At 64.9% G+C, this 18,473-nt stretch carries 21 protein-coding genes and 2 pseudogenes; 11 read left to right on the forward strand and 12 right to left on the reverse strand.

What is annotated here, in order from left to right; translation table 11 throughout:
* Positions 1–55: 55 nt before the first annotated feature.
* Genes CFB24_RS19480 through CFB24_RS19495 form a run of 4 tightly spaced genes read right to left on the reverse strand, consistent with a single transcriptional unit; the run spans position 56 to position 4,846 of the window.
* Positions 56–1,357, reverse strand: a complete 1,302-nt coding sequence (locus tag CFB24_RS19480; protein ID WP_088522306.1) for a nitrogenase component 1 — start codon at positions 1,355–1,357, stop codon at positions 56–58.
* Complete coding sequence (locus CFB24_RS19485; RefSeq protein WP_088522307.1) at positions 1,357–2,715, reverse strand: nitrogenase component 1; 1,359 nt, start codon at positions 2,713–2,715, stop codon at positions 1,357–1,359. Before CFB24_RS19485 ends, CFB24_RS19480 begins: the two co-directional genes overlap by 1 nt.
* Positions 2,716–2,717: 2 nt before the next feature.
* Positions 2,718–3,587 carry a nucleotide-binding protein gene (locus CFB24_RS19490; RefSeq protein WP_088522308.1) on the reverse strand — a complete coding sequence of 290 codons (870 nt, stop codon included), beginning with the start codon at positions 3,585–3,587 and terminating at the stop codon, positions 2,718–2,720.
* A gap of 38 nt (positions 3,588–3,625) precedes the next feature.
* Complete coding sequence (locus CFB24_RS19495) at positions 3,626–4,846, reverse strand: radical SAM protein (RefSeq protein ID WP_088522325.1); 1,221 nt, start codon at positions 4,844–4,846, stop codon at positions 3,626–3,628.
* 163 nt (positions 4,847–5,009) lie between these two features.
* Here CFB24_RS19495 and CFB24_RS19500 point away from each other — a divergent pair, with 163 nt between their 5' ends.
* Positions 5,010–5,774 carry an SDR family NAD(P)-dependent oxidoreductase gene (locus CFB24_RS19500; protein ID WP_088522309.1) on the forward strand — a complete coding sequence of 255 codons (765 nt, stop codon included), beginning with the start codon at positions 5,010–5,012 and terminating at the stop codon, positions 5,772–5,774.
* A 10-nt stretch (positions 5,775–5,784) separates the two neighbouring features.
* Here the strand turns inward: CFB24_RS19500 and CFB24_RS19505 are convergent, their stop codons facing one another.
* Complete coding sequence (locus CFB24_RS19505; RefSeq protein WP_088522310.1) at positions 5,785–6,987, reverse strand: MFS transporter; 1,203 nt, start codon at positions 6,985–6,987, stop codon at positions 5,785–5,787.
* Between the two features lie 96 nt (positions 6,988–7,083).
* Between CFB24_RS19505 and CFB24_RS19510 the strand changes: the two genes are divergently transcribed.
* From CFB24_RS19510 to CFB24_RS19530, 5 genes are all read left to right on the forward strand, one after another.
* Entirely contained in the window at positions 7,084–8,193 is a 1,110-nt protein-coding gene (locus CFB24_RS19510) for an ABC transporter substrate-binding protein (RefSeq protein WP_088522311.1), read from the forward strand.
* A 118-nt stretch (positions 8,194–8,311) separates the two neighbouring features.
* The gene (locus tag CFB24_RS19515) at positions 8,312–9,154 is read left to right on the forward strand and encodes an ABC transporter permease (protein WP_088522312.1); all 843 of its coding nucleotides are present in this window, start codon (positions 8,312–8,314) and stop codon (positions 9,152–9,154) included.
* Positions 9,151–9,966 (forward strand): ABC transporter permease, encoded by an 816-nt coding sequence (locus CFB24_RS19520; RefSeq protein WP_088522313.1) that lies wholly within the window; start codon positions 9,151–9,153, stop codon positions 9,964–9,966. The genes CFB24_RS19515 and CFB24_RS19520 overlap by 4 nt, the downstream gene beginning before the upstream one ends.
* Positions 9,963–10,784 carry an ABC transporter ATP-binding protein gene (locus CFB24_RS19525; RefSeq protein WP_244593317.1) on the forward strand — a complete coding sequence of 274 codons (822 nt, stop codon included), beginning with the start codon at positions 9,963–9,965 and terminating at the stop codon, positions 10,782–10,784. The genes CFB24_RS19520 and CFB24_RS19525 overlap by 4 nt, the downstream gene beginning before the upstream one ends.
* A 99-nt stretch (positions 10,785–10,883) precedes the next feature.
* Positions 10,884–11,270 carry an HlyD family secretion protein gene (locus tag CFB24_RS19530; protein ID WP_088522314.1) on the forward strand — a complete coding sequence of 129 codons (387 nt, stop codon included), beginning with the start codon at positions 10,884–10,886 and terminating at the stop codon, positions 11,268–11,270.
* Positions 11,271–11,277: 7 nt separating this feature from the next.
* Here CFB24_RS19530 and CFB24_RS19535 read toward each other — a convergent pair whose 3' ends face one another.
* The gene (locus CFB24_RS19535; protein WP_088522315.1) at positions 11,278–12,183 is read right to left on the reverse strand and encodes a LysR family transcriptional regulator; all 906 of its coding nucleotides are present in this window, start codon (positions 12,181–12,183) and stop codon (positions 11,278–11,280) included.
* Positions 12,184–12,292: 109 nt separating this feature from the next.
* On the opposite strand from CFB24_RS19535, the gene CFB24_RS19540 reads away from it, so the two are divergent.
* Positions 12,293–12,646 carry a hypothetical protein gene (locus tag CFB24_RS19540; RefSeq protein WP_088522316.1) on the forward strand — a complete coding sequence of 118 codons (354 nt, stop codon included), beginning with the start codon at positions 12,293–12,295 and terminating at the stop codon, positions 12,644–12,646.
* Here CFB24_RS19540 and CFB24_RS24095 read toward each other — a convergent pair.
* Positions 12,618–12,758, reverse strand: a pseudogene (locus CFB24_RS24095) (hypothetical protein); the annotation flags it as partial. The gene CFB24_RS19540 and the pseudogene CFB24_RS24095 sit on opposite strands and share 29 nt — an antisense overlap.
* Here CFB24_RS24095 and CFB24_RS19545 point away from each other — a divergent pair.
* From CFB24_RS19545 to CFB24_RS19555, 3 genes and pseudogenes are all read left to right on the forward strand, one after another.
* Positions 12,703–13,674 carry an alpha/beta fold hydrolase gene (locus CFB24_RS19545; RefSeq protein ID WP_425332125.1) on the forward strand — a complete coding sequence of 324 codons (972 nt, stop codon included), beginning with the start codon at positions 12,703–12,705 and terminating at the stop codon, positions 13,672–13,674. The pseudogene CFB24_RS24095 and the gene CFB24_RS19545 overlap by 56 nt on opposite strands.
* Before the next feature lie 21 nt (positions 13,675–13,695).
* The gene (locus tag CFB24_RS19550; protein ID WP_088522318.1) at positions 13,696–14,142 is read left to right on the forward strand and encodes a cupin domain-containing protein; all 447 of its coding nucleotides are present in this window, start codon (positions 13,696–13,698) and stop codon (positions 14,140–14,142) included.
* 47 nt (positions 14,143–14,189) lie between these two features.
* Positions 14,190–14,978 (forward strand): annotated as a pseudogene (locus tag CFB24_RS19555) (SDR family NAD(P)-dependent oxidoreductase).
* 29 nt (positions 14,979–15,007) lie between these two features.
* Here CFB24_RS19555 and CFB24_RS19560 read toward each other — a convergent pair.
* From CFB24_RS19560 to CFB24_RS19580, 5 genes are all read right to left on the reverse strand, one after another.
* Complete coding sequence (locus tag CFB24_RS19560; RefSeq protein ID WP_088522319.1) at positions 15,008–15,208, reverse strand: type 1 periplasmic-binding domain-containing protein; 201 nt, start codon at positions 15,206–15,208, stop codon at positions 15,008–15,010.
* A 58-nt stretch (positions 15,209–15,266) separates the two neighbouring features.
* Positions 15,267–15,407: a hypothetical protein gene (locus CFB24_RS23190; RefSeq protein ID WP_158255323.1), complete on the reverse strand. Its 141-nt coding sequence runs from the start codon at positions 15,405–15,407 to the stop codon at positions 15,267–15,269.
* Entirely contained in the window at positions 15,404–15,664 is a 261-nt protein-coding gene (locus CFB24_RS19565) for a hypothetical protein (protein WP_088522320.1), read from the reverse strand. Before CFB24_RS19565 ends, CFB24_RS23190 begins: the two co-directional genes overlap by 4 nt.
* A gap of 117 nt (positions 15,665–15,781) precedes the next feature.
* Entirely contained in the window at positions 15,782–15,970 is a 189-nt protein-coding gene (locus tag CFB24_RS23195) for a hypothetical protein (RefSeq protein ID WP_088522321.1), read from the reverse strand.
* A 731-nt stretch (positions 15,971–16,701) separates the two neighbouring features.
* On the reverse strand, positions 16,702–16,965 hold the full coding sequence (locus CFB24_RS19580) for a type II toxin-antitoxin system Phd/YefM family antitoxin (RefSeq protein ID WP_244593316.1): 264 nt from the start codon (positions 16,963–16,965) through the stop codon (positions 16,702–16,704).
* 339 nt (positions 16,966–17,304) lie between these two features.
* On the opposite strand from CFB24_RS19580, the gene CFB24_RS19585 reads away from it, so the two are divergent.
* Positions 17,305–18,444 (forward strand): ArdC-like ssDNA-binding domain-containing protein, encoded by a 1,140-nt coding sequence (locus tag CFB24_RS19585; RefSeq protein ID WP_088522323.1) that lies wholly within the window; start codon positions 17,305–17,307, stop codon positions 18,442–18,444.
* Positions 18,445–18,473: the final 29 nt, after the last annotated feature.

Below are 18,473 nucleotides of genomic sequence, written 5' to 3' on the forward strand. Positions count from 1 at the left end.
TATGGCCAGATCGACGTGATCGACAGCGCCTTTGTCGTCATCGACAAGATCGGAATCACGCCCGCGCGGCCGCGCGCTTCGTCTCCACAACCGGCGTCTGCGCCGCCGTGAGTGCGGCGAGCAGGCGAGCGACGCCGCGCGCGCCGGTAAAACCGCCAGACAAGGCGGCGCGGCCGCCGAGATCGGCGATCGGCGCGAAAGGGATGGCCAGTTCGCCGGCCAGCGCGCCGTAACGCGCGCCCGCGATCAGGAAATCCGGTTCGGCGTCGCGGATCGCCGCCTTGACGGCTGCCCCATCGGCCGTCGAGATCACCCGCCCGGCGAAAGCGGAAAGGCCGGAGTCGCCCGTGGGTTCGTCGGTCAGCACCAGCGCCCGCCCGTCCCAGCCCAGGTTCGTGACCAGGAAGCGGGCGATCGGCCCCGCGATCACGCTGTTGCCGGCGATGGCGACACGGCGCCGGCCAAGACGGCTCAACGCCAAAAGCGTTTCGTCGAGCGCGAAATCCTCGAAGCGCCGTTCGGAAATCAGCAGGCGCTCGACCGCCGCATCGTCGATCAGCGAAGTCGCCGCGGCGAGGCGGCGCAGCAGATCTTGGACGGCGTCGGCGCCGACCGGCAGTCCCTCGACCGCCACGATGGGAACGCCGGCCTTGGCCTTCAACGCCTCGGCGGGCGCCAGCCCCCAGGGCGACAGCACGAGGCTCGCCACGGCCTTGGGCAGAGCCGCCAGGGAAGACAGGCCTCCGCCCGGCCCGAAAATCGGATTGGCGACGAGGCCGACCGCAGCCAGCAGCCGGCTGATTTCGTCGAGATCGGACGCCCAGGTCTCGTCATAACGGGGAACGACGCCGAAAATATTGACCAGTCCCGGCGCTGCCGGCGCGGCCGGCAATCGAAGTTCGTCCACCCGCGCCGCCAGGGCGGCGAGAACCCGTTCGTAGCCGCCATGGGCGGAGCCGAGAAAACCGGCGGCCCCGACATCGATCACCGACTCGCCCTGCGTGACGGCCTCCCGCACCATGGCGGGAACGTCGTCGCCGATCATTTCGGTCGGGCATCCCGTGATCACCACCAGCAGACCGCGCGGCAGCACGCTCAGGGTGTTCTTGATCTGCTCGCGCAGCCGCGAGGCGCCGCCGAACACAATGTGCTTCTCGGCCAGATTGGTGGAGGAAATCGGCGACAGATGGATCGGCGCGCCGCGAAACCCTTGCGCGCCCGCCGTGGCGAAAGCGCCGCGCAAGGCGCAGCCCGGCGTCGAGTGCACCAGAGGCGTCACGCCCTCGATCGCTGCGACCGTGGCCAGCGCGCCATGCAGGGCGCAGCCGTCATGGAATCCGACCAGCGGACGGGACATTACTTCACCTCCAGCTTGACGTGCCAGTCCGGGCTGCGGCGCAGCCAGCCGGCGGAATAGCGCGCCGAGCTGCGCGCGAGCCGCGCCGCCAGCGCGGCGCCGGCGAGGGCGTCGTCCACGGCCTTGGCGAGGGCGCGCGCGCCGGGAACGCCTATCACGGCGGCGGGGTCGAGCCGCGCGGCGGGGACGCCGAGCCGCAACGCGGCGGCGACCGCGTCGGCGGAGCCGACGACGACGTCGGGCGCGAGACGCTGCAACACATTGGCGAGTTCGAACCCCTGGGCCTCGCCGACATGGATCTGCGCCCGGGGACGGCGCGCGGAGAAGCGCGCGAGATTTTGGGCGTGAGAGCGGTCGAGATGCGGCACGGTCAAGCCGACCACCTCGCCGCCGGCCTCCTCGACGAGATCGGACAGCGCGAAGGCGAAAGCCGAGGGTCCCGCCAGAACGACGCGCCGGCTCCGCAGGCTTTCGATCGGCGGCGACGACCCGTCGACATGGATTTCTCGGCCAACGAGATCGGCGAGGCCCGTAAGGGCCGTGGCGGTGGCCATCGGCCCGACCGGCGGCGGCGTTTCGAGAACGGGGACGCCGAACCGTTCCGCCAGGCCGGAAGCGAGCGCGTCCAGACCGTCGGGATCGAGCACGACGCTCGCGCTGGCGCGCGCCGCCCGTCGAAGGTCGGCGACATGGGCGCCGGCGGGCAGCAGGTTGACGCGCAAGCCAAGAGAATCCAGTGCAGCCACGAAATCGTCCACGGCGGCGCCCGTCCAGCATGTCAGGACATTGACGAGGTCCGGCTCGCGTTCGCCCTCCGGCGCCCCGATCAGATTGAGAAGGGCGTCGGCGGCGGCGTCGGCGCCGGTGGCGGCGATGTGGGAGCGGAACCCGTCGGTGCGCGCCCAGACCACGGGCTTGCCGATCTGGTCGGCCACTTCGGCGACCACAGCGCGAATTTCATCGTTGTTGATCGCGACCACCGGCGATCCCAGCACCACAAGGGCGGCGGGACCGGCGGTTTCGTCCAGGCGCAGGAGCGCGCGGGCGAGGGCGTCGCCGGCGCCGAGCACGGTGTCGCGCTGGTCGAGATCGGTGACGGCGATGCGCTCCAGGGGCGCGTCGGCGCCCACCGCGCAGCCGCGCGGGCCGTGGACGACGAGACCGAGGTCTTCGACGAGTCCGAGCACATGCAGGGCGACGCTGAGATCGTCATGCGCGGCTTCCGAAAAGGTGCGGATGCGCTTTTGCGGCAGGTCGTCGCCGGCGAAATCGGCGGCCACGGCTTCGGCGTCGGCCAGACGCGCGCCGAGCGCGCCCAGGCGGGTTTCGCGGGGGAGCAGACGGGAGCGGCGCGCCAAGGCTAAAGCCTCGCCTCGTTGTTGGCGTCGCGCTCGACGCCGAAGATGCGGTCGCCCCAGCTCCTGGCCCAGTCCTTCAACTCCGGGCCGTTGAGCGGCCTGGGCAGGCGCGTTTCGTGATCGCCGACCACCCGGCGCGCCAACGCGCGATAGATTTCCGCCTGCTCCGAATAGGGCTGCGCCTCGATCACCGTCTGCCCATAGAGTTCGGACTGCGCGACCGCCTGCGAGCGCGGCACATAGCCGACGATTTCCGTTCCCGTGCGCGCGGCGAAATCGTCGAGCAACTCGCGGGCGTAGGGCGTCTGGATGCTGTTGGCGATGACGCCGCCGAGCCGCGCGCCGCCCGTGGCGGCGTATTTGTCGATGGCCTTGAACAGGTTATTGGCGGCGAACACCGCCATGAAATCCGACGAGGCCACCACGAAAGCGCTTTCCGCGATGCCGTCGCGGATCGGCACGGCGAAGCCGCCGCAGACCACGTCGCCGAGCACGTCGTAAAGCACGTAGTCCGGCTTGAATTTCTCGAACACCTGCAGTTCGTCCAGGAGGTCGACCGCGGCGGCGATGCCGCGCCCGGCGCATCCCACGCCGGGCACCGGGCCGCCGGCCTCGATGCACAGCACGCCGCCGAAGCCGATGGTCGAGATCTGCTCCAGGCTGGGCCGCGCGCGGTCGCGCAGGCTGTCGAGCACGGTGGGCAGTTCGGCGCCGCCGCGCAAGATCACGGTGGAATCGCTCTTGGGATCGCAACCGATCTGGATGACGCGGCGCCCCGATTCCGCGAGGGCGGCGCTGATGTTCGAGGTCGTGGTGGACTTGCCGATGCCGCCCTTGCCGTAAATGGCGATATGCTTGGGTGTCGAGCTCAAGAAATTTCTCCTCGCGCTGCTGAAAGAGGCCGGTCGAATTACTCGGCGGCGGCGGCGAACTTGCTTTGCTTGAAGATCGGCAGCGTCTCGCGCTCGATGCGCCAGATGTCGTGCTGCAACGTTTCAACGCCCGCATTGGAATCGTAAAGATTGGCCCAGGTGAAGCCCGCCTTGCCCCAGATCGACGCGATCTGGTGGGCGAGGTCGATGTACCAGGCCGGCTCCGGCGCGCGATGGCCGTAAAGCTCGGAACCCGGATTAGGGCACCAAACGCTCGCGGTGGCGACCACGCCCTTGTTGGACAAATATTCGACGCCCTTGAGCGTCGAGCGCTTCGGCTCGATGCCGGCGACAATGTTCGAGCGCACATGGCCGTGGCCGAACACCTTGACCGCATATTCCAACGCCGCGCGCCAATGGTCCCAGCCGCCGCTTTCGCGCGACTTGCCGGGGCAGATCACGTCGTAAATGCCCTTTTCCCAGATTTCGATGTTCATCGCCGTGGTGCGGAAGCCGGCCTCCTTGAAGCGGTCGATGTTGCGCAGGTCGATCGGCGCGGCGACCACGGCGGTTCCGTTGAAATCCTCGACGCCGCCATAACGCTGGATCGCCTCGGCCACATCGTTGTAATATTCCAGCTCGCGCCGCTCGGGGATGACGCCGCCGGAGATGGTGACCTTGTCGACGAGGTTGAGGCGGCGCGCCTCGGCGTAAACCTCGCCGATCTGCCGGGCGCTCTTCCAGAAAACGCCCTCACGCTCGCCATAAGTGTCGGCGGTGAAATTGATGTTGCAGAACAGGCAGTCTTCGCCCTTCTCCTTGTAGGAGCATTCGTTGGAATAGGCGACGAACAGCTGCCGCTCGGCGCCGAGCAGGCCGATGGTCTCCATGGCGGCGCCGTCGCTGGTCTTCTTGCCGTAATAGCCGGGGCGCTCGGGGAAGGTCGCTTCGGAAAGCTCATGATCGCCGCGCGCGACAATGACGCGCCCGCCATCGAGCGTCAGGCGGTTCTGCGCCTTGGGATTCCATCGGAACGGCACGACAAGGCCGAGCGGCAGCCGGCAATACGCCGGAAGCTGGCCCTTGTAGACCTCGAAATCCATCGCGAACAGGCAGTGCACCGCTTCCTGCGTCTTCACGCCCGGCGCGATGGATTGCAACGTCTGCGAATCGATGGCGAGGCCATCGGTCTGCAATTCGGCTTTCAGGGCAAGTTCCTGATACAGGCGGTCTTTCAATCCGATTTCCGATGTCGCCATCATGTCTCTCCTGTTCTGGAAAAAGGGTGGCGACGCCTAATGCCGCCTCTATATCACTATAAATCCGATCGATAATATGTTATTTAAAGCCACACGGTCGCGAGCGCAAGCGGTTTGATCGCGCGCCTGCCGGCGCCGCCAGACTTTTGTTCGGAGAGCATTCATGAGTTTCGAAGGAAAGGTCGCCCTCGTCACCGGCGCGTCATCGGGCATTGGCGAGGCGATCGCCCTCGCCTTCGCCGCGAGGGGCGCGGCGGTCGTCGTGAACGGCCGCGACCCCGACCGCATCGAGCGCGTGGTCGGGCGCATCAAGGCGGCGGAGGGCGCGGCCATCGGCGTCCGCGCCGACGTCGCCAGCCGGTCCGAGGTCCAGCGCCTGGTGGAAAGCGCGCTCTCCGCCTTCGGCCGCATCGACATTCTCGTCAACAACGCTGGCGGCGACGGCGGCGCAAAGCGGGTCGAGGACATATCCGAACAGGAATGGGACGCTGTTTTCGCCACCAATCTGAAAAGCGTGTTCCTGGTCACGCAGGCGGTTCTGCCCGTGCTGAAACGGCAGGGCGGCGGCAAGATCGTCAACATTTCGTCGCAAGCCGGACGGGCCATGACCATTCTCGCCGGCCCCGCCTATTCGGCCGCCAAGGCCGGCGTCCAGGCGTTCAGCCGGCAGGTCGCCCGCGAGGCGGCCCCATTCGGGATCAATGTCAATGTGGTCGCGCCCGGAATCATCCGGTCGAGCTCGCGTCTCGATGCGGTCTGGGACGATTTGCCCGACGACCTGAGAGCGCGCATCCTGTCCGACATACCGGCCGGACGCTTGGGCGAGAACGCGGAAATCGTCGCCGCGGCGCTGTTCCTGGCCTCACCCGACGCCAGCTATCTCATCGGTGCGACGCTCGACGTGAACGGCGGGCGCTGGATGCTGTGAGCGCCGCCCGCTAAGCCGTTTCCGGAGCCTCGTCTTCCTCCAGCGGGACGTCCGCCCGTCGGCTGGCGGTATAGGCCGCCAGTAGCAGGCAGGTCGGAACGAAGGCGATGAAGACGGCGCGACACCCGCAGAAAGTGGCGACGATTCCGGCGTAAATCGGCGCGACCACGATGCCGACGCTCACCGCCGTGGAAAACAGCGCCGCCACCTTGCCCTTTTCGCCGGGCAGCGTGGCCGCGCGGGTCGCGGCCGCCAGATTGAGCAGGCCGAGCCCGACGCCGAGCAAAGCGGAAAAACCGATCAGGACCTCTTCGCCCGACGACAGCGACACGCCGGTCAGCGCCAGCGACAGCAAGGCGAGTCCGGACAACGCGACGGCCCGGTAGCCATGGCGCTGCGCGAGCCGTCCGAGCAGGAACAGCGCGAAAATATAAGCGACGCCTTCGGCCCCGACGAACAGGCCGGCTTTCCAGGCCGGCATGGCCAACTCCGTTGTCACGGCGACGCCGATGAAGGCGTTGAAGATGTTGAAACAGCCGGCGCTGATCGCCTCGGCGCCCAGGGCCGCCGGCACGTCGCGATGCGCGAGCAGGCCGGCATAGGCCCGCGCGGCGCCGCGCACGCCAAGGCGTTCCGGCGCCGATGCGCCTTTGCGCCGCATCGGCGCCAGCCGCGCGAAGATCAGGCTCGGAACGAGCTGGATCGCCGCCGCCAGGAAGAACACGACGGCGAAGTCGCCGCGCCCGACCAGCGCCCCTCCGAGCAGCGGCCCGACGAAGCCGAGCCCGATTGAAAAGGACGCGCGCGACCAGCCGACCTTGTCGACGCCGATCAACGGCAAGGCGCGATAGAACGAACTGCTCAGCGCGTTGAACTTGACCGAACGCGCGACGCCCTCCGCGCCCAAGGCAAACAGCAGCAACGACAGCGCCTGGATCGACGGCAGCATGAGGCAACAGAGAATGCCCGCGACATTGCCGATGTGAAACATGGCCTGCGAGCCGAACCGGTCGTTTAGCAAGCCGGCGGGAATGGCGGTGAGCAGCAGGCCGGCCCCGGCCACGGCGCGCATCACGCCGATCTCGGCGGGCGAGGCGCCGAGATGAAACGCGAACAGCGGCAGCGCCAACTGCGTCATGCCGACGGCGATTCCGATCGAGGCGTTGAGAAGGAGATAGCCCAGGAGCAGGCGGCGGGCGTCGGAGGACTGCATGGGGATCTTTCTGGCGCGGCGGAGCGGTCTTGCAATGTTATAATCTATATTTATGATCGGATAACAAGATAATTAGGCCGCAATCGGAGACTTCACATGGTCGCACGCCGTCCTTCCCTGGCCGCCCTCATCCTTCTCGCCCTTTTTCCGGGCGCGCTCGCCGCCGCCGGGGCGGGCGCCGAGACGCAAATTCGGATCGGCATCCCCGGAACAGGGCTCGAAGGCCGGCCCTTCGTCCCCAACAGCCTGGTCGCGGTGGCGCATTCGGAGAAATTCGTCGAGGCCGAATTCAAGGACGAGCCGGACGTCAAAATCAGCTACACCCTGTTCCGCGGCGCCGGCCCGGCGGTCAATGAATCGCTCGCGGCGGGGCGACTCGACTTCGTCGCGCTGGGCGATCTTCCCGCGCTGGTCGGCAAATCGCGGGGGCTGCCGACCAAGCTGGTGCTCGGCGTCGGCGTGCGCGAACCGCTCTATCTGGTGACGCTCGCCAATTCCGACATCAAGTCCATTGCGGATTTGAAGGGGCGAAAAGTCTCGCAATTCCGCGGCACCAACCTCCAGATCGCCATGGATCGCGCCCTTGAGGCGCATGGTCTGAGCGAGAAGGATGTCCGCTTTGTCAGCCTGGACCAAGCCGCCGCCATATCCGCCCTGCTGTCCGGCAATGTCGAGGCGGTGTTCGGCGCCGCCGAATATCTTGATCTCGTCCGCCGCGGCTTGGTCAAAGTCGTCTATTCGACCAAGAGCGAAGCGAACGAACTGGGCCGCAGCGCCGCGGTTCTGGTGACCGACGCGTTCGAAGAGGCCCATCCCGAGGCCACCCAAAAGGTCGTAACCGCACTGGTCAAGGCGGCGCGCTACACGTCGGACGAAGCCAATCGCGACAAGGTGTTCGAAATCTGGGCCAAATCCGGCATTCCCGTCTCCAGCTTCGTCGTCGATCACGAGGGCGAACGTCTGGCGGATCGAAGCACGCCCCTGCTCGACGCCTACGCCATCGCCCGCCTGAAGTCGCAGGCCGGGCGCGGCAAGGCATACGGCCTGCTGAAAAAGGACATCGACTTCGATGCGTGGATTGAGACGAAATATCTCGACAAGGCGCTGAAAGATCTTGGCCTGGAGCATTTTTGGCCGGTCCATGACGCCAAGGGCGAAAAGATCGCCGACGGCGAGGTGGAAAAATCCCGCGACGCCAGCAATTAGCCCGCGCCGGGCGCAGGCGTCGGCCTGCGGCGACAAAGCGCTTGACGCGCTCTCTTAACAGTCTATAAAATACATCAGTTTTATATATTTTAACGGACTGCGCCGGGAGGCCTTGCGCATGAGCTTTGGATGGACCCTCGCCCCGCCCGCGCCGGTCGCGGGCGGGACCGCCATTGCAGCCGGTCTGCGCCAGTTGCGGACTTTCGCCGCCTCGGCGGGTCTTGCTCTCGCCGTCCCGCTGCTGTTGGCGGCGCTCTGGATCTTCTGCGCGCGTTATAGCTGGATTCCGGATCAAATCCTGCCCGCGCCCGCCGCCGTCTGGCAGACCCTGCGCGAGGGCTGCGCCGATGGCTCCCTCCGGGACGCGACATTGATCAGTCTGCAGCGCGTCCTAGCGGGCTTCGGCATCGGCGCTGGCGCCGGCGTGCTGGTCGGGGGCCTGCTCGGGGCGTCGCGGACGTTGCGCAGCTATATCGAACCGTTCTTCCTCGCCTTCAACCAGGTCCCTCACATCGCGTGGATGCCCGTGCTGATGGTGCTGTTCGGGATCGGCGAGGCGCTGAAGATCATCCTGATCGCCTGGGCGGCGTTCATGCCCGCGGCGCTCTACGCCTTGCAGGGCGTCCGCGATGTTCCCGAAGGTTTTCGCGAGCTTGGCCGCGCGCTGATGCTCGACCGCCGCGCGACTTTTTGCACCATCATCCTGCCCTCGGCGCTGCCCTCGATCTTCACGGGCCTGCGCGAGGGCCTCGCCCATGCCTGGCAGGCGCTGGTGGCGGCCGAACTGCTCGCCTCGTTCGAGGGGCTCGGCTACCTGATGGCTTATGGCCGGCAATTGTTCCAGTTGGATGTCGTGCTGGCGGCCATGGCGATCATCGCGCTGATCGGCGTCGCGTTCCACGTCCTGCTGAGCATGGCTGAAACCCGGCTGCGCCGCTGGCGGTTGGAGGGCGCGCAATGAACTTGACCGCCGCTCTCCGCGCCACCCGCTCCCGTTCAACTTATCTTCTCGCGCTGCGGCCTAATGCAAAGAGCTGGCGCCCCTGGCTCGCCCCCCTGGCGGCGCTGCTGATTTGGGAGGCTTGCGCGCATCTTCCCGGCGTCGACCCGCGCTTTCTGCCGTCGCTGGAGGCGGTGGCGGCGCGGGCGTGGGAGGGTTTCGTCCATGACGATTATCTCGGCCATCTGCTCGCGAGCCTCGGTCGCGATCTCGCCGGTTTTTTCCTCGGCGGCCTCGCCGGCGTCGCCACGGGACTCGCCCTCGGCTTTTCCCCCTTGCTGGCGCGGGTCGTGGGGCCGACGCTGATGACCTATCGCCAGATTTCGCTGTTCGCCTGGATCCCGCTGGTCTCCATGTGGTTTGGCGGCGGCGAGGCCGGCAAGATCGCCTTCATCGCCATGGCCGCGTTCCAACCAACGCTGGTCAACAGCTGGCGGGGCGTCGCCGAAATTCCCAAAAGCTATCGCGAGCTTTCCGATGTCCTGCTGCTGGGGCGGTTGGGCTTTGTCGCGCTGATCGCCCTGCCCTGCGCGCTGCCGCAGATTTTCACCGGGCTGCATTCCGCGCTGATCTGCTCCTGGGCGGCGACCGTCGGGGCCGAACTGCTGTTTAACCTCGCGCCGGGGCTGGGCGGCCAGATGAACGAGGGGCAGCAGATGTTCCTGATGGACAAGCTGCTGCTGTGCATCCTGCTGCTCGGCAGCGTCGGGGTCGTCTTCAACCTGCTGGCCCGCGCGGCCGAGCGCCGCTGCTTGCGCTGGAGGACTCTGTGATCGACTCTCTTGCGCCTTCCGCCACGAACGCGCTGGAAATCTCACGTGTCAGCAAGCGGTTTCTGGTCGCGGGGCGTCCTTCGCCGGTGCTCGGCGGCATTGACCTCCGGGTCCGCGACGGCGAGTTCGTCAGCATTGTCGGCGCTTCCGGTTGCGGTAAGTCCACCCTGCTGCGGCTGATCCTCGGGCTGGACACGGACTATGACGGCGACATCCGGATCGATGGCGCGCAGGTGGCGGGTCCCGGCCTCGACCGCGCCATCGTGTTCCAGGACCATCGGCTGCTGCCATGGCTGAACGTCCGCTCCAACATCGCGGTCGCCTTGCGGCATAGTGCGCTCGGTAAGGGTGAAAAGGCCGGACGCGTCGACGAGTTGGTCAAGCTCGTCGGTCTCGAACGTTTCGCCGAAGCCTGGCCCGCGCAACTGTCTGGCGGCATGGCGCAGCGGGTCGCGATCGCGCGGGCGCTGGCCAACCGGCCGCGCTTCCTGCTGCTGGACGAACCGCTTGGCGCGCTCGACGCTCTGACCCGTTTGCGCCTGCAAAACGAACTTCTGCGCATCGTCCGCCAGGGCGGGACCACAGCGATCCTGGTGACCCATGATGTCGATGAGGCGATCTATCTCGGCGATCGCGTCGTGGTGATGCGGCCTGATCCTGGCCGGATCGCCGCCGTGATCGCCGTTTCCGGCGCCGAATCGCACGACCGCTCGGCGCCCGAATTCATCCGCTTGCGGGACCGTATCCTGGCGCTGCTGGGCGTGGTCAGGAGCGAAGCCGACGCCTCGGCCGGCCACGGCTTGGCGCCCGTCGCCTGATTTCGCCCCCTCGGACGGCGTCGCTACTCGCGAAGGAGAGCGTAAAGCGCCTGCGGCAATCCGCGAAGCGACAGCGGCAGTTTAACGGGGCGGCCGACCATGACCGTCGTGGACAGCGGTTCCTTCTGGCTGGCCGGCTATTTCGAAGAAACCCAGATCGCCGGAATCCGCGACGGCGACGCCGTCGATTTCGTGCTGATGGGCTATCCGGGCCGCACGCTGCATGGCCGGGTGGACAGCATGAGCCAGGGCATCGCCGACCAGAACGGCGACAGCTCCGGCGCAAGCCTCGCCTCCGTCAATCCGGTCTTCACCTGGGGGCGCCTGGCGCCGCGCATTCCCGTGCGCGTCGCGCTCGACGCCATCCCCGGCGACGTGAAGTTGGCGGCGGGCATGACCTGCACGATCACGATCGGTGCGCAATCCGGATTGCTGGCCGACCTCAAATATGCCGTGCGTTATTGGACAACGGGCTGGCGCGGTTGACGCCCCTTTAACCCAGTCGCCCGAGCGCGGCATGGGCGACCAGCCGATCGACCACGTGACGCACACGCGGGTTGAGCTGTTTGCCGCGCGGCCAGACGGCGTGGATTTCCACCGTCACATCCGAAACCTCCGGAAGCACCCGCAGCAGCGCGCCGCGCGCCAACGCCTCGCGCACCATGAAAATCGGCAATTGGCACAGTCCAAGGCCGGCAAGCGCCGCATCGATCATGGCTTGACCGTCGCCGAACTGGTGGGTGACCGGAGGCAAAAATCGCTTTTCGGCGCCATTCTCCCGTACGAACCAGGCCAACGGCGGGCCCTTGGTCGAGCCCAGAATGCAGCGATGCTCATGCACGGCCGCAAGCGAGGCCGGCGCGCCATAAGCGCTGAGATAGTCCGGCGAGGCGCAGATCACCCGCTCCTGGGTCGCCAGACGCCGGGCGATCAGCGTGCTGCTGTCCTTCAAGGCGCCGAAGCGAATGGCCAGATCGACATCGTCTTGCAGCAGATCGCTCTTGGCGTCGGTGAAATTCAGCCCAAGGCTCAGGCCGGGATGGGTCCGCACGATGTCGAAAAGGATCGGCAGCAGGACCTTTCGTCCAAACACCACGGGCATGTCGATGCGCAGACGCCCGCTCAGTTTGCGGGCGCCGGACGCCAGCGCGTCCCGCGTCGCCACGATCTCGTCGAGCGCGGCGGCGCAGGTGGCGAGATAGGCCTCGCCGTCGGCGGTCAGACGCGAGATGCGGGTGGTGCGGTGAAACAGCTTGAATCCGAGCTGCTCCTCCATCTTGGCGATGGTTTTGCCAACGGCGGATTTGGTGAGGCCGAGCCGATCCGCCGCAAGGGTGAAACTGCCGGCGCGGGCGGCGGCGACAAACACCGTGACGCCCGCCAGCGGATCTTGCCCCATTATTGTAGCCTCTCACTCTATCAAGAGTGGCATAATACCGGCTTTATCAATCCTCGGGCAATATTACATTCGACAAATACAATTGAAGCCAGATCGAGAGGCGCGCCCCATGCATGCGGACATCATCACGCAATATCACCTTAGCGTAGACCCCGCCGATTTTGATCGATTTCATGATCTGGTCAAGGCAATCGTGGCGGAGGCCCGAAAGGAAGCGGACACGCTGACCTACCAATACATGGTGGATGAGGCCCGTTGCGTCGTTCACATCGTCGAAGGCTATCGCATGAGCGGCGTACTGCCGCATATCGACCAAACGTTCGCGCCCTATGCCGAAACCTTTTTGTCTCTGGCCAAGATCGAGAAGCTCTATGTCTACGGCGAGCCGACGCCGGAGATCCGCGCAAGGCTTGACGGGTTCGGCGCGATCTATCTCACGCAGTTCGAAGGTTTCGAGATATGAAATCCCGGTTGCGAGGCGGCGCGCTTATAAAGACGCTGGCCGCCAGCGCCCTGAGTCTGGCGACGACCGCCGCCACGCTCGCGCCGGCGCGGGCCGAACCGGCAATCAGCGTGCTGGGCGCGGACTTCGTCTTTCCCAACAAAATCCAGGGCTTTCCGTCTCGCCTCAGTGAGTTCAGCGAACTTCAGATCCATCATTTCACCACCAACGACGGGGTGAAGCTCGCCTATTGGGAGGCGGGTCACGGCGAGCCCCTGATCTTCGTTCCGGGCTGGTCCGGAAACGGCGCGGAATACGTCAACGTGATGTTCCTGCTGGCGAAAAACCATCGCGTGATCGTGCTCGACCCGCGCAACCAGGGGCTCTCGCAGAAGGTCGCCTATGGGACGCGGATCGCGCGGCTCGCGATGGACCTGAAGCAACTGGTCGATCATCTGGGCGTCGAACGCGCCGACCTTTGCGGCTGGTCGATGGGCGCTGCCGTGATCTGGAGCTACATCGATCTGTTCGGAACCAAGAGCATACGCAAGCTTTGTTTCGTCGATGAGCCCATCGCCATCGTCGGCCACCCGGACTGGTCGGCGCAGGAACGCAGCGAGGCCGGCGCCATGGCGTCGGCGCCCGATCAGGTTCTGGCCGCGCTCAACCAGCCGCCGCCTGCAGCGCCGCGCGCCGACGACACCAGCCTGCTCGCGCGTTTCATGCTGCGGGATTCGCCGTGGTTCGCGAACTCGGAAGCCTTCGCGCAACAGGTGATCCGCAATGACCCGAAGGCCATGGCGCTGGTTTTGTGGGATCACGCCAACAACGATTGGCGCGATGTCGTCCGCGCCAAGATCGACAGGCCAACGGCGATTTTCACCGGCGAATTCAGCGCGAATGCGCCGAGCCAGCGTTGGGCGCACTCCGTCATCCCCAAGGCCGAGCTTCATGTTTACGGCAAGTCCGAGCAAGGCGATCATTTTCTGATGTTCAAGAACCCGGTGAAATTTGCACGTGACCTGGAGGTGTTTCTTGGCGGAAATTGAACGCTCTTGTGGAGACGACATATGAAAACATATCACCTCGCAACCGCCGCGCTCATACTCGCGGCGATCTCGATCGCCGCATCGGCGGAAGCCCCCCAACCCGCTGTGAAGGCTGACGTGCTGGTCAAGAGCAGCGAGGCCTGGAACGGACGGCCCTATGGACGCTATCCCGAGGGCCAGGCCGAACTGACCGTGCTGCATCTGACCATTCCCGCCCACACCACCCTGCCCTGGCACAAGCATCCCATGCCGAACGCCGCCTATATCCTTTCCGGCCACCTGACCGTTGAAGACCGCGCCACAGGCGAAAAGCGCGTCGTCAAGGCGGGCGAGGCGCTGGCCGAACAGGTTGGAACCGAGCATCGCGGCGTCACCGACGATGAGCCCTGTTCGGTTATCGTCACCTATGCGGGGACGCCGGGCCTGCCGACGTCGATCTCCGCGCCGGGCGAGAAGCAGGAATATTGAACACGGATCCGTGAGTTCATGATCAACCCAAATCCGAGGACGACGCCATGCAAATCGAGTTCAAGGGTAAAACAGCGATTGTGATGGGATCGACCTCGGGCATCGGCTTCGCGATTGGCCTTGGCCTGGTGCGATCGGACGCCCGCGTTATTCTCAATGGCCGCAAGGAAGCCCGCTTGAACGAAGCCGTGGCGCGCATGCGCGCGCTGGCTCCGGGCGCCGAGATCAGCGGCCCCGCCGCCGATCTGGCGACGACGAAGGGCGTCGACGCCTGTATCTCGGCCGCGGGATCGGCCGACATTGTCGTCAACAACCTCGGCGCCTTCAAACCAAAACCGTTCGGCGAAATCACGGACGCCGACTGGCTGCGGTTTTTCGAGACCAACGTCCTGAGCGGCATCCGCCTTTCGCGCCACTACCTGCTAGCAATGATCTAGAAAAACTGGGGCCGGATCATTTTCCTCTCCAGTGAATCGGCTCTGAACATTCCGCCGGAAATGATCCATTACGGCAGGACCGAGACGGCGCAACTCGCCATCTCGCGCGGCCTTGCGGAGTTCACGGCCGGAACCGGCGTCACGGTGAATTCCGTCCTGCCAGATCCGACCCGTTCGGAAGGCGTCCGCGATTTCTTCGGCGAAATGGCCCAGGCCCAAGGGATTTTCCAGCAGGAAATGAAAACGCGTTTCATCGCGGAGCACCGGCCCAGTTCATTGCTGCGCCGTCTCGCCGGGGTCGAGGAAGTGGCGAACATGGAGGTTTATCTCTGTTCGGCGCAAGCCTCCGCCACCAATGGCGCTTGGGTGCGCGGCGGCGTGGTCAAAACAATCGCCTGATCATCGCCGCCTGGAGGCGCGTGTTCGACCTATGCGCATTCACGCTCGATGATGTGAAAGCCGATGTCGAGGATTCGGTCGTCAAGCGGTCTGCCGTCGAGGTCTGCCAGGATCGCTTCCGCCGAGATCCGTTCAATCTTGCGGCGGTCGAAATGGACCGTTGAAAGCGCGGGAAGCGCCGTCGCGCTGTACGGTAACCCGCACAGGAAGATGAATATGCCGCCGAACAAGCCCGCTATGCCAATCCCTGATGCAAGTCCGCGCCGCTATGGAGCGCGGCCAGCCGTTTCAACACGAAAGCGCCTCGTCGCGCCAATGCAGCATCTCCAGATCGAACGCGGCAAACCGGCGTGGGCCATTTTCATCGGGCTGGAACGCGAACAGGGCGATGTCGCCATGATCGCGGCGCCGCCAGGGGCGCGTCGTCACGTCGAGTTCGAACAGGTCGGGTCGCCATTCGAGACGCGCGCGTTGTCCCGCGAGAAAATGGCGCCGCCGAAAATCAGGAGTCCGGTTTCGCCGATCCGCTCGGCGCGATGACGGGAAATCCAGTCCGGAACCTCGCCCGAGGTCTCGACGGTTTCGACGTGAAAATCGCGCGTGTCGAGGCGAAGCGCCTGAATCGCGGCGCCGCGCTCGAAATGATAGCCATAGGATCCGACGAGATAGATCGCCTCGCCGATCAAGGTGGCGGTGTGGAAATCGGTCGGCGGGAAAAGCTCGCGCGGGTAGAGGTAGAAGTCGACCTATCCATCGGGATGTTCGACGATGACATCGTTATAGATGTAAAAGTCGGGGTCGTACTAATCCTCGTGTTCGCCTGCGACGTGGACCAGACGGCCGTCCGGCAGGCGCGTCGAGGTGCGGCTGAAACGGTCGAAGCTCCAGAACGGGCTGTTGCCGTCGAACATGCCCCGACTTTCGCAGGTTTGGCTCAACCGCCAGCCGGTCCAATTTTCACGGAAGGCTTCGAGCCAAAGCGGATTGTCCACCTCTCCGGATTGGAAACGCCGAAGCGCAGGTTCACTGAAGCTGAGGAGATACGATTGGTCATCAGATACGATATGGGGAAAAGTCGATAAGGTGTTCACGCCACCATTCTCTCTAGGCAAGGATTTCGAAATCGTTTGCAGCGTGAAAGCGACGTCGCGGGAATCGAAGCGCCAACACGGCGCCGGTTCTGACTTGGGCAACGCGACGGTCTGCTTCGGTCTATCTATCAGCCGTTCGTGGATTGAGCCCGCAATGTCGCAAATAAGCCGGCAAGGGTCCAAGGCGACAGTCACTCGGTTCTCGCCACGACGCGGGACGCCCGCGTTGCGCGAAGCGCCAACCATTTATCGCGAACTTCCATGAATAGCGCGCGCGGGAGCAGGCCAAACGCGACGCTGGATGCGTCTCCCCTTGGCGCCGGCCTCAAGTCTGGCCCAGGCCAAATGAAGCGATTGCTTTCCGTTAAGACAATCCACGAACGTTCATGATCGAGACCGAGACGCAGTTTGGTCGCGGGCGGGATCTCGACTGCATGGTCCGATTCGGAGGGCGGCGTGTGCGTGATCGGTAGCACTGTTACGCGCTGCTCACCGCTTTCATCCGCCAATGCAAGCAGCACAGCGCAGGGCCTATCCTTCACCCCTTCTTCTTGCCCGCGCAAAAATTCGCTGAGCCAAAGATATGAGTAACGAATGACCAGGCCGGGCGTCGGCTTCGTACAAGTCACGTGTCAGCGCTGCAGTTCGCTGTCGAAATTCGCCGCGTCATCCGGCGCGACAGCGCCGCGCACAGCTTCCACTTCCGCCTCCGTGAAATCGTCGATGCTCAAAACCTCACGCGCCCGCCTCTGTAGGCGCCGGTATTCCTCGGTTGAAAGCAGGACACAGCTTTCGCGGCCGTTTCGGGTGACAGCGACCGGTTGGCGCAAAGCGAGGTCTTGATACCGACCAATGTTGCGCTGAAATTCAGCTGCAGAGACCTTAAGCACGTCCATGTGCCCTCCATTGCATGGCTTGCATAAGATATATGATCCGCATGAACGTCGCCAGTCTGATTTGACGGTCAAGTCATCGCCGCTCTTTGCCAAGCGCTCGCCGTGAACATGGCGGGTGGCGGCCCGACGGCTTGGCGCGCCCCCATCAAATCGCTTGCTGCTTGCCGTTGCCGCGCGGCCAAGAAGGAAAATAACAAAAAAGAGAGCAAAGGAATTCCCGCTACCGCATCGCGGTCGCCCGCCGCAAGGGTCAAGCCCGGCGCTTCGCGCCCTTGCGGCGGTCTCCGGGATGCGAAGCGCAGAGGCTGTTTTCGGACCAGAATATGGAAAGGACAGCCGATGAAAAAGTTCAGCAACGCCAGCACGCGCCGCGACCACTGCGAAGAACTCACCCAAACCATCATCGCCAAACTCGAAGAGGGCGTCATGCCCTGGCGCAAACCGTGGGACGCCTCGAAATGCGCGGCGGCCAACAGCACGATGAACCCGACCACGGGGCGTTTCTATCGCGGCATCAACGCGCTTGCGCTCGCCATGGCTCCGTTCAGCTTCACCTCCGGCGATCCGCGCTGGTGCTCGTACAAGCAGGCCGACCAACGCGGCTGGCAGGTGCGCAAGGGCGAGAAGGGGACCATCGTCTTTTTCTACAAGAAGCTGAACATCAAGGACGAGAACCAGGAAGACCGCACGATCCCGTTGCTGCGCGCCTATACCGCGATGCTTTCCGCAGCCCTGACGCGCGCCCTGACCAAACCGGCCTTCAGCGCCGGCGATTTTACTCCGACCAAATGGAATTCCGCCAAGGACAAGGCGGACTTCGCCAACGCCCTGATGAAATTCGTCGCGCAGGATTTTCCCCGCACGAAATTCCACAATGCCTTTTACCGCAGGCTGTCAAACACCTTCGGGAATATAGCTCACTATGACCGCGACGTCTTCTACGAGACGTTTTTTCTGAGCGCGAAAGGCAAAATCACGGCTCTGGAACAATGCGTGAGCCGGCCCTGCTTCGGCGATCCGACCTATACCTATCGCGACGTCGAGCGCGCCGTGATCGCGCGCCTGCGGAACGCCAACATCCTCACCCTCCTGCGCCAAATTCAAATCGGCAAAGAAGATCCCTACCGCCCGTCATGGATTTTCCATCCGGCCGTCCGGGCGAGGACGCCGCCGAATCCTGCAACCTTTGCGGAGGCATTCAAACAGATCGGCAAGCCGCCGCCCTCGCCGAACGCGGCGGGACCGGTCACGCTCTACTGCGGCAATCTTGGCTCGGGCGTTCTGTTCCTGCGTGCGACGCCGCTGCAGATCGAGCGCGAGAACCACAAATTCGTCGACCTCGAAGTCACCGGCGCTTGTTCCGACGTCGATCTCGCCCTGATCGATCGCCTCGCCCACGCGGAAAGCGCCGAACGCGTCGGCGCGCGCCGGCGCGGCGCCGAAATCGGCAATGCCCCGGAAAATCAGGAGGCGGCATAGAAATATGCCCGCCTATCGGCAGAGAGCGG

The sequence above is a fragment of the Rhodoblastus acidophilus genome (genome assembly GCF_900187365.1).
In the GTDB taxonomy this organism is placed as follows: Bacteria; Pseudomonadota; Alphaproteobacteria; order Rhizobiales; family Beijerinckiaceae; genus Rhodoblastus; species Rhodoblastus acidophilus.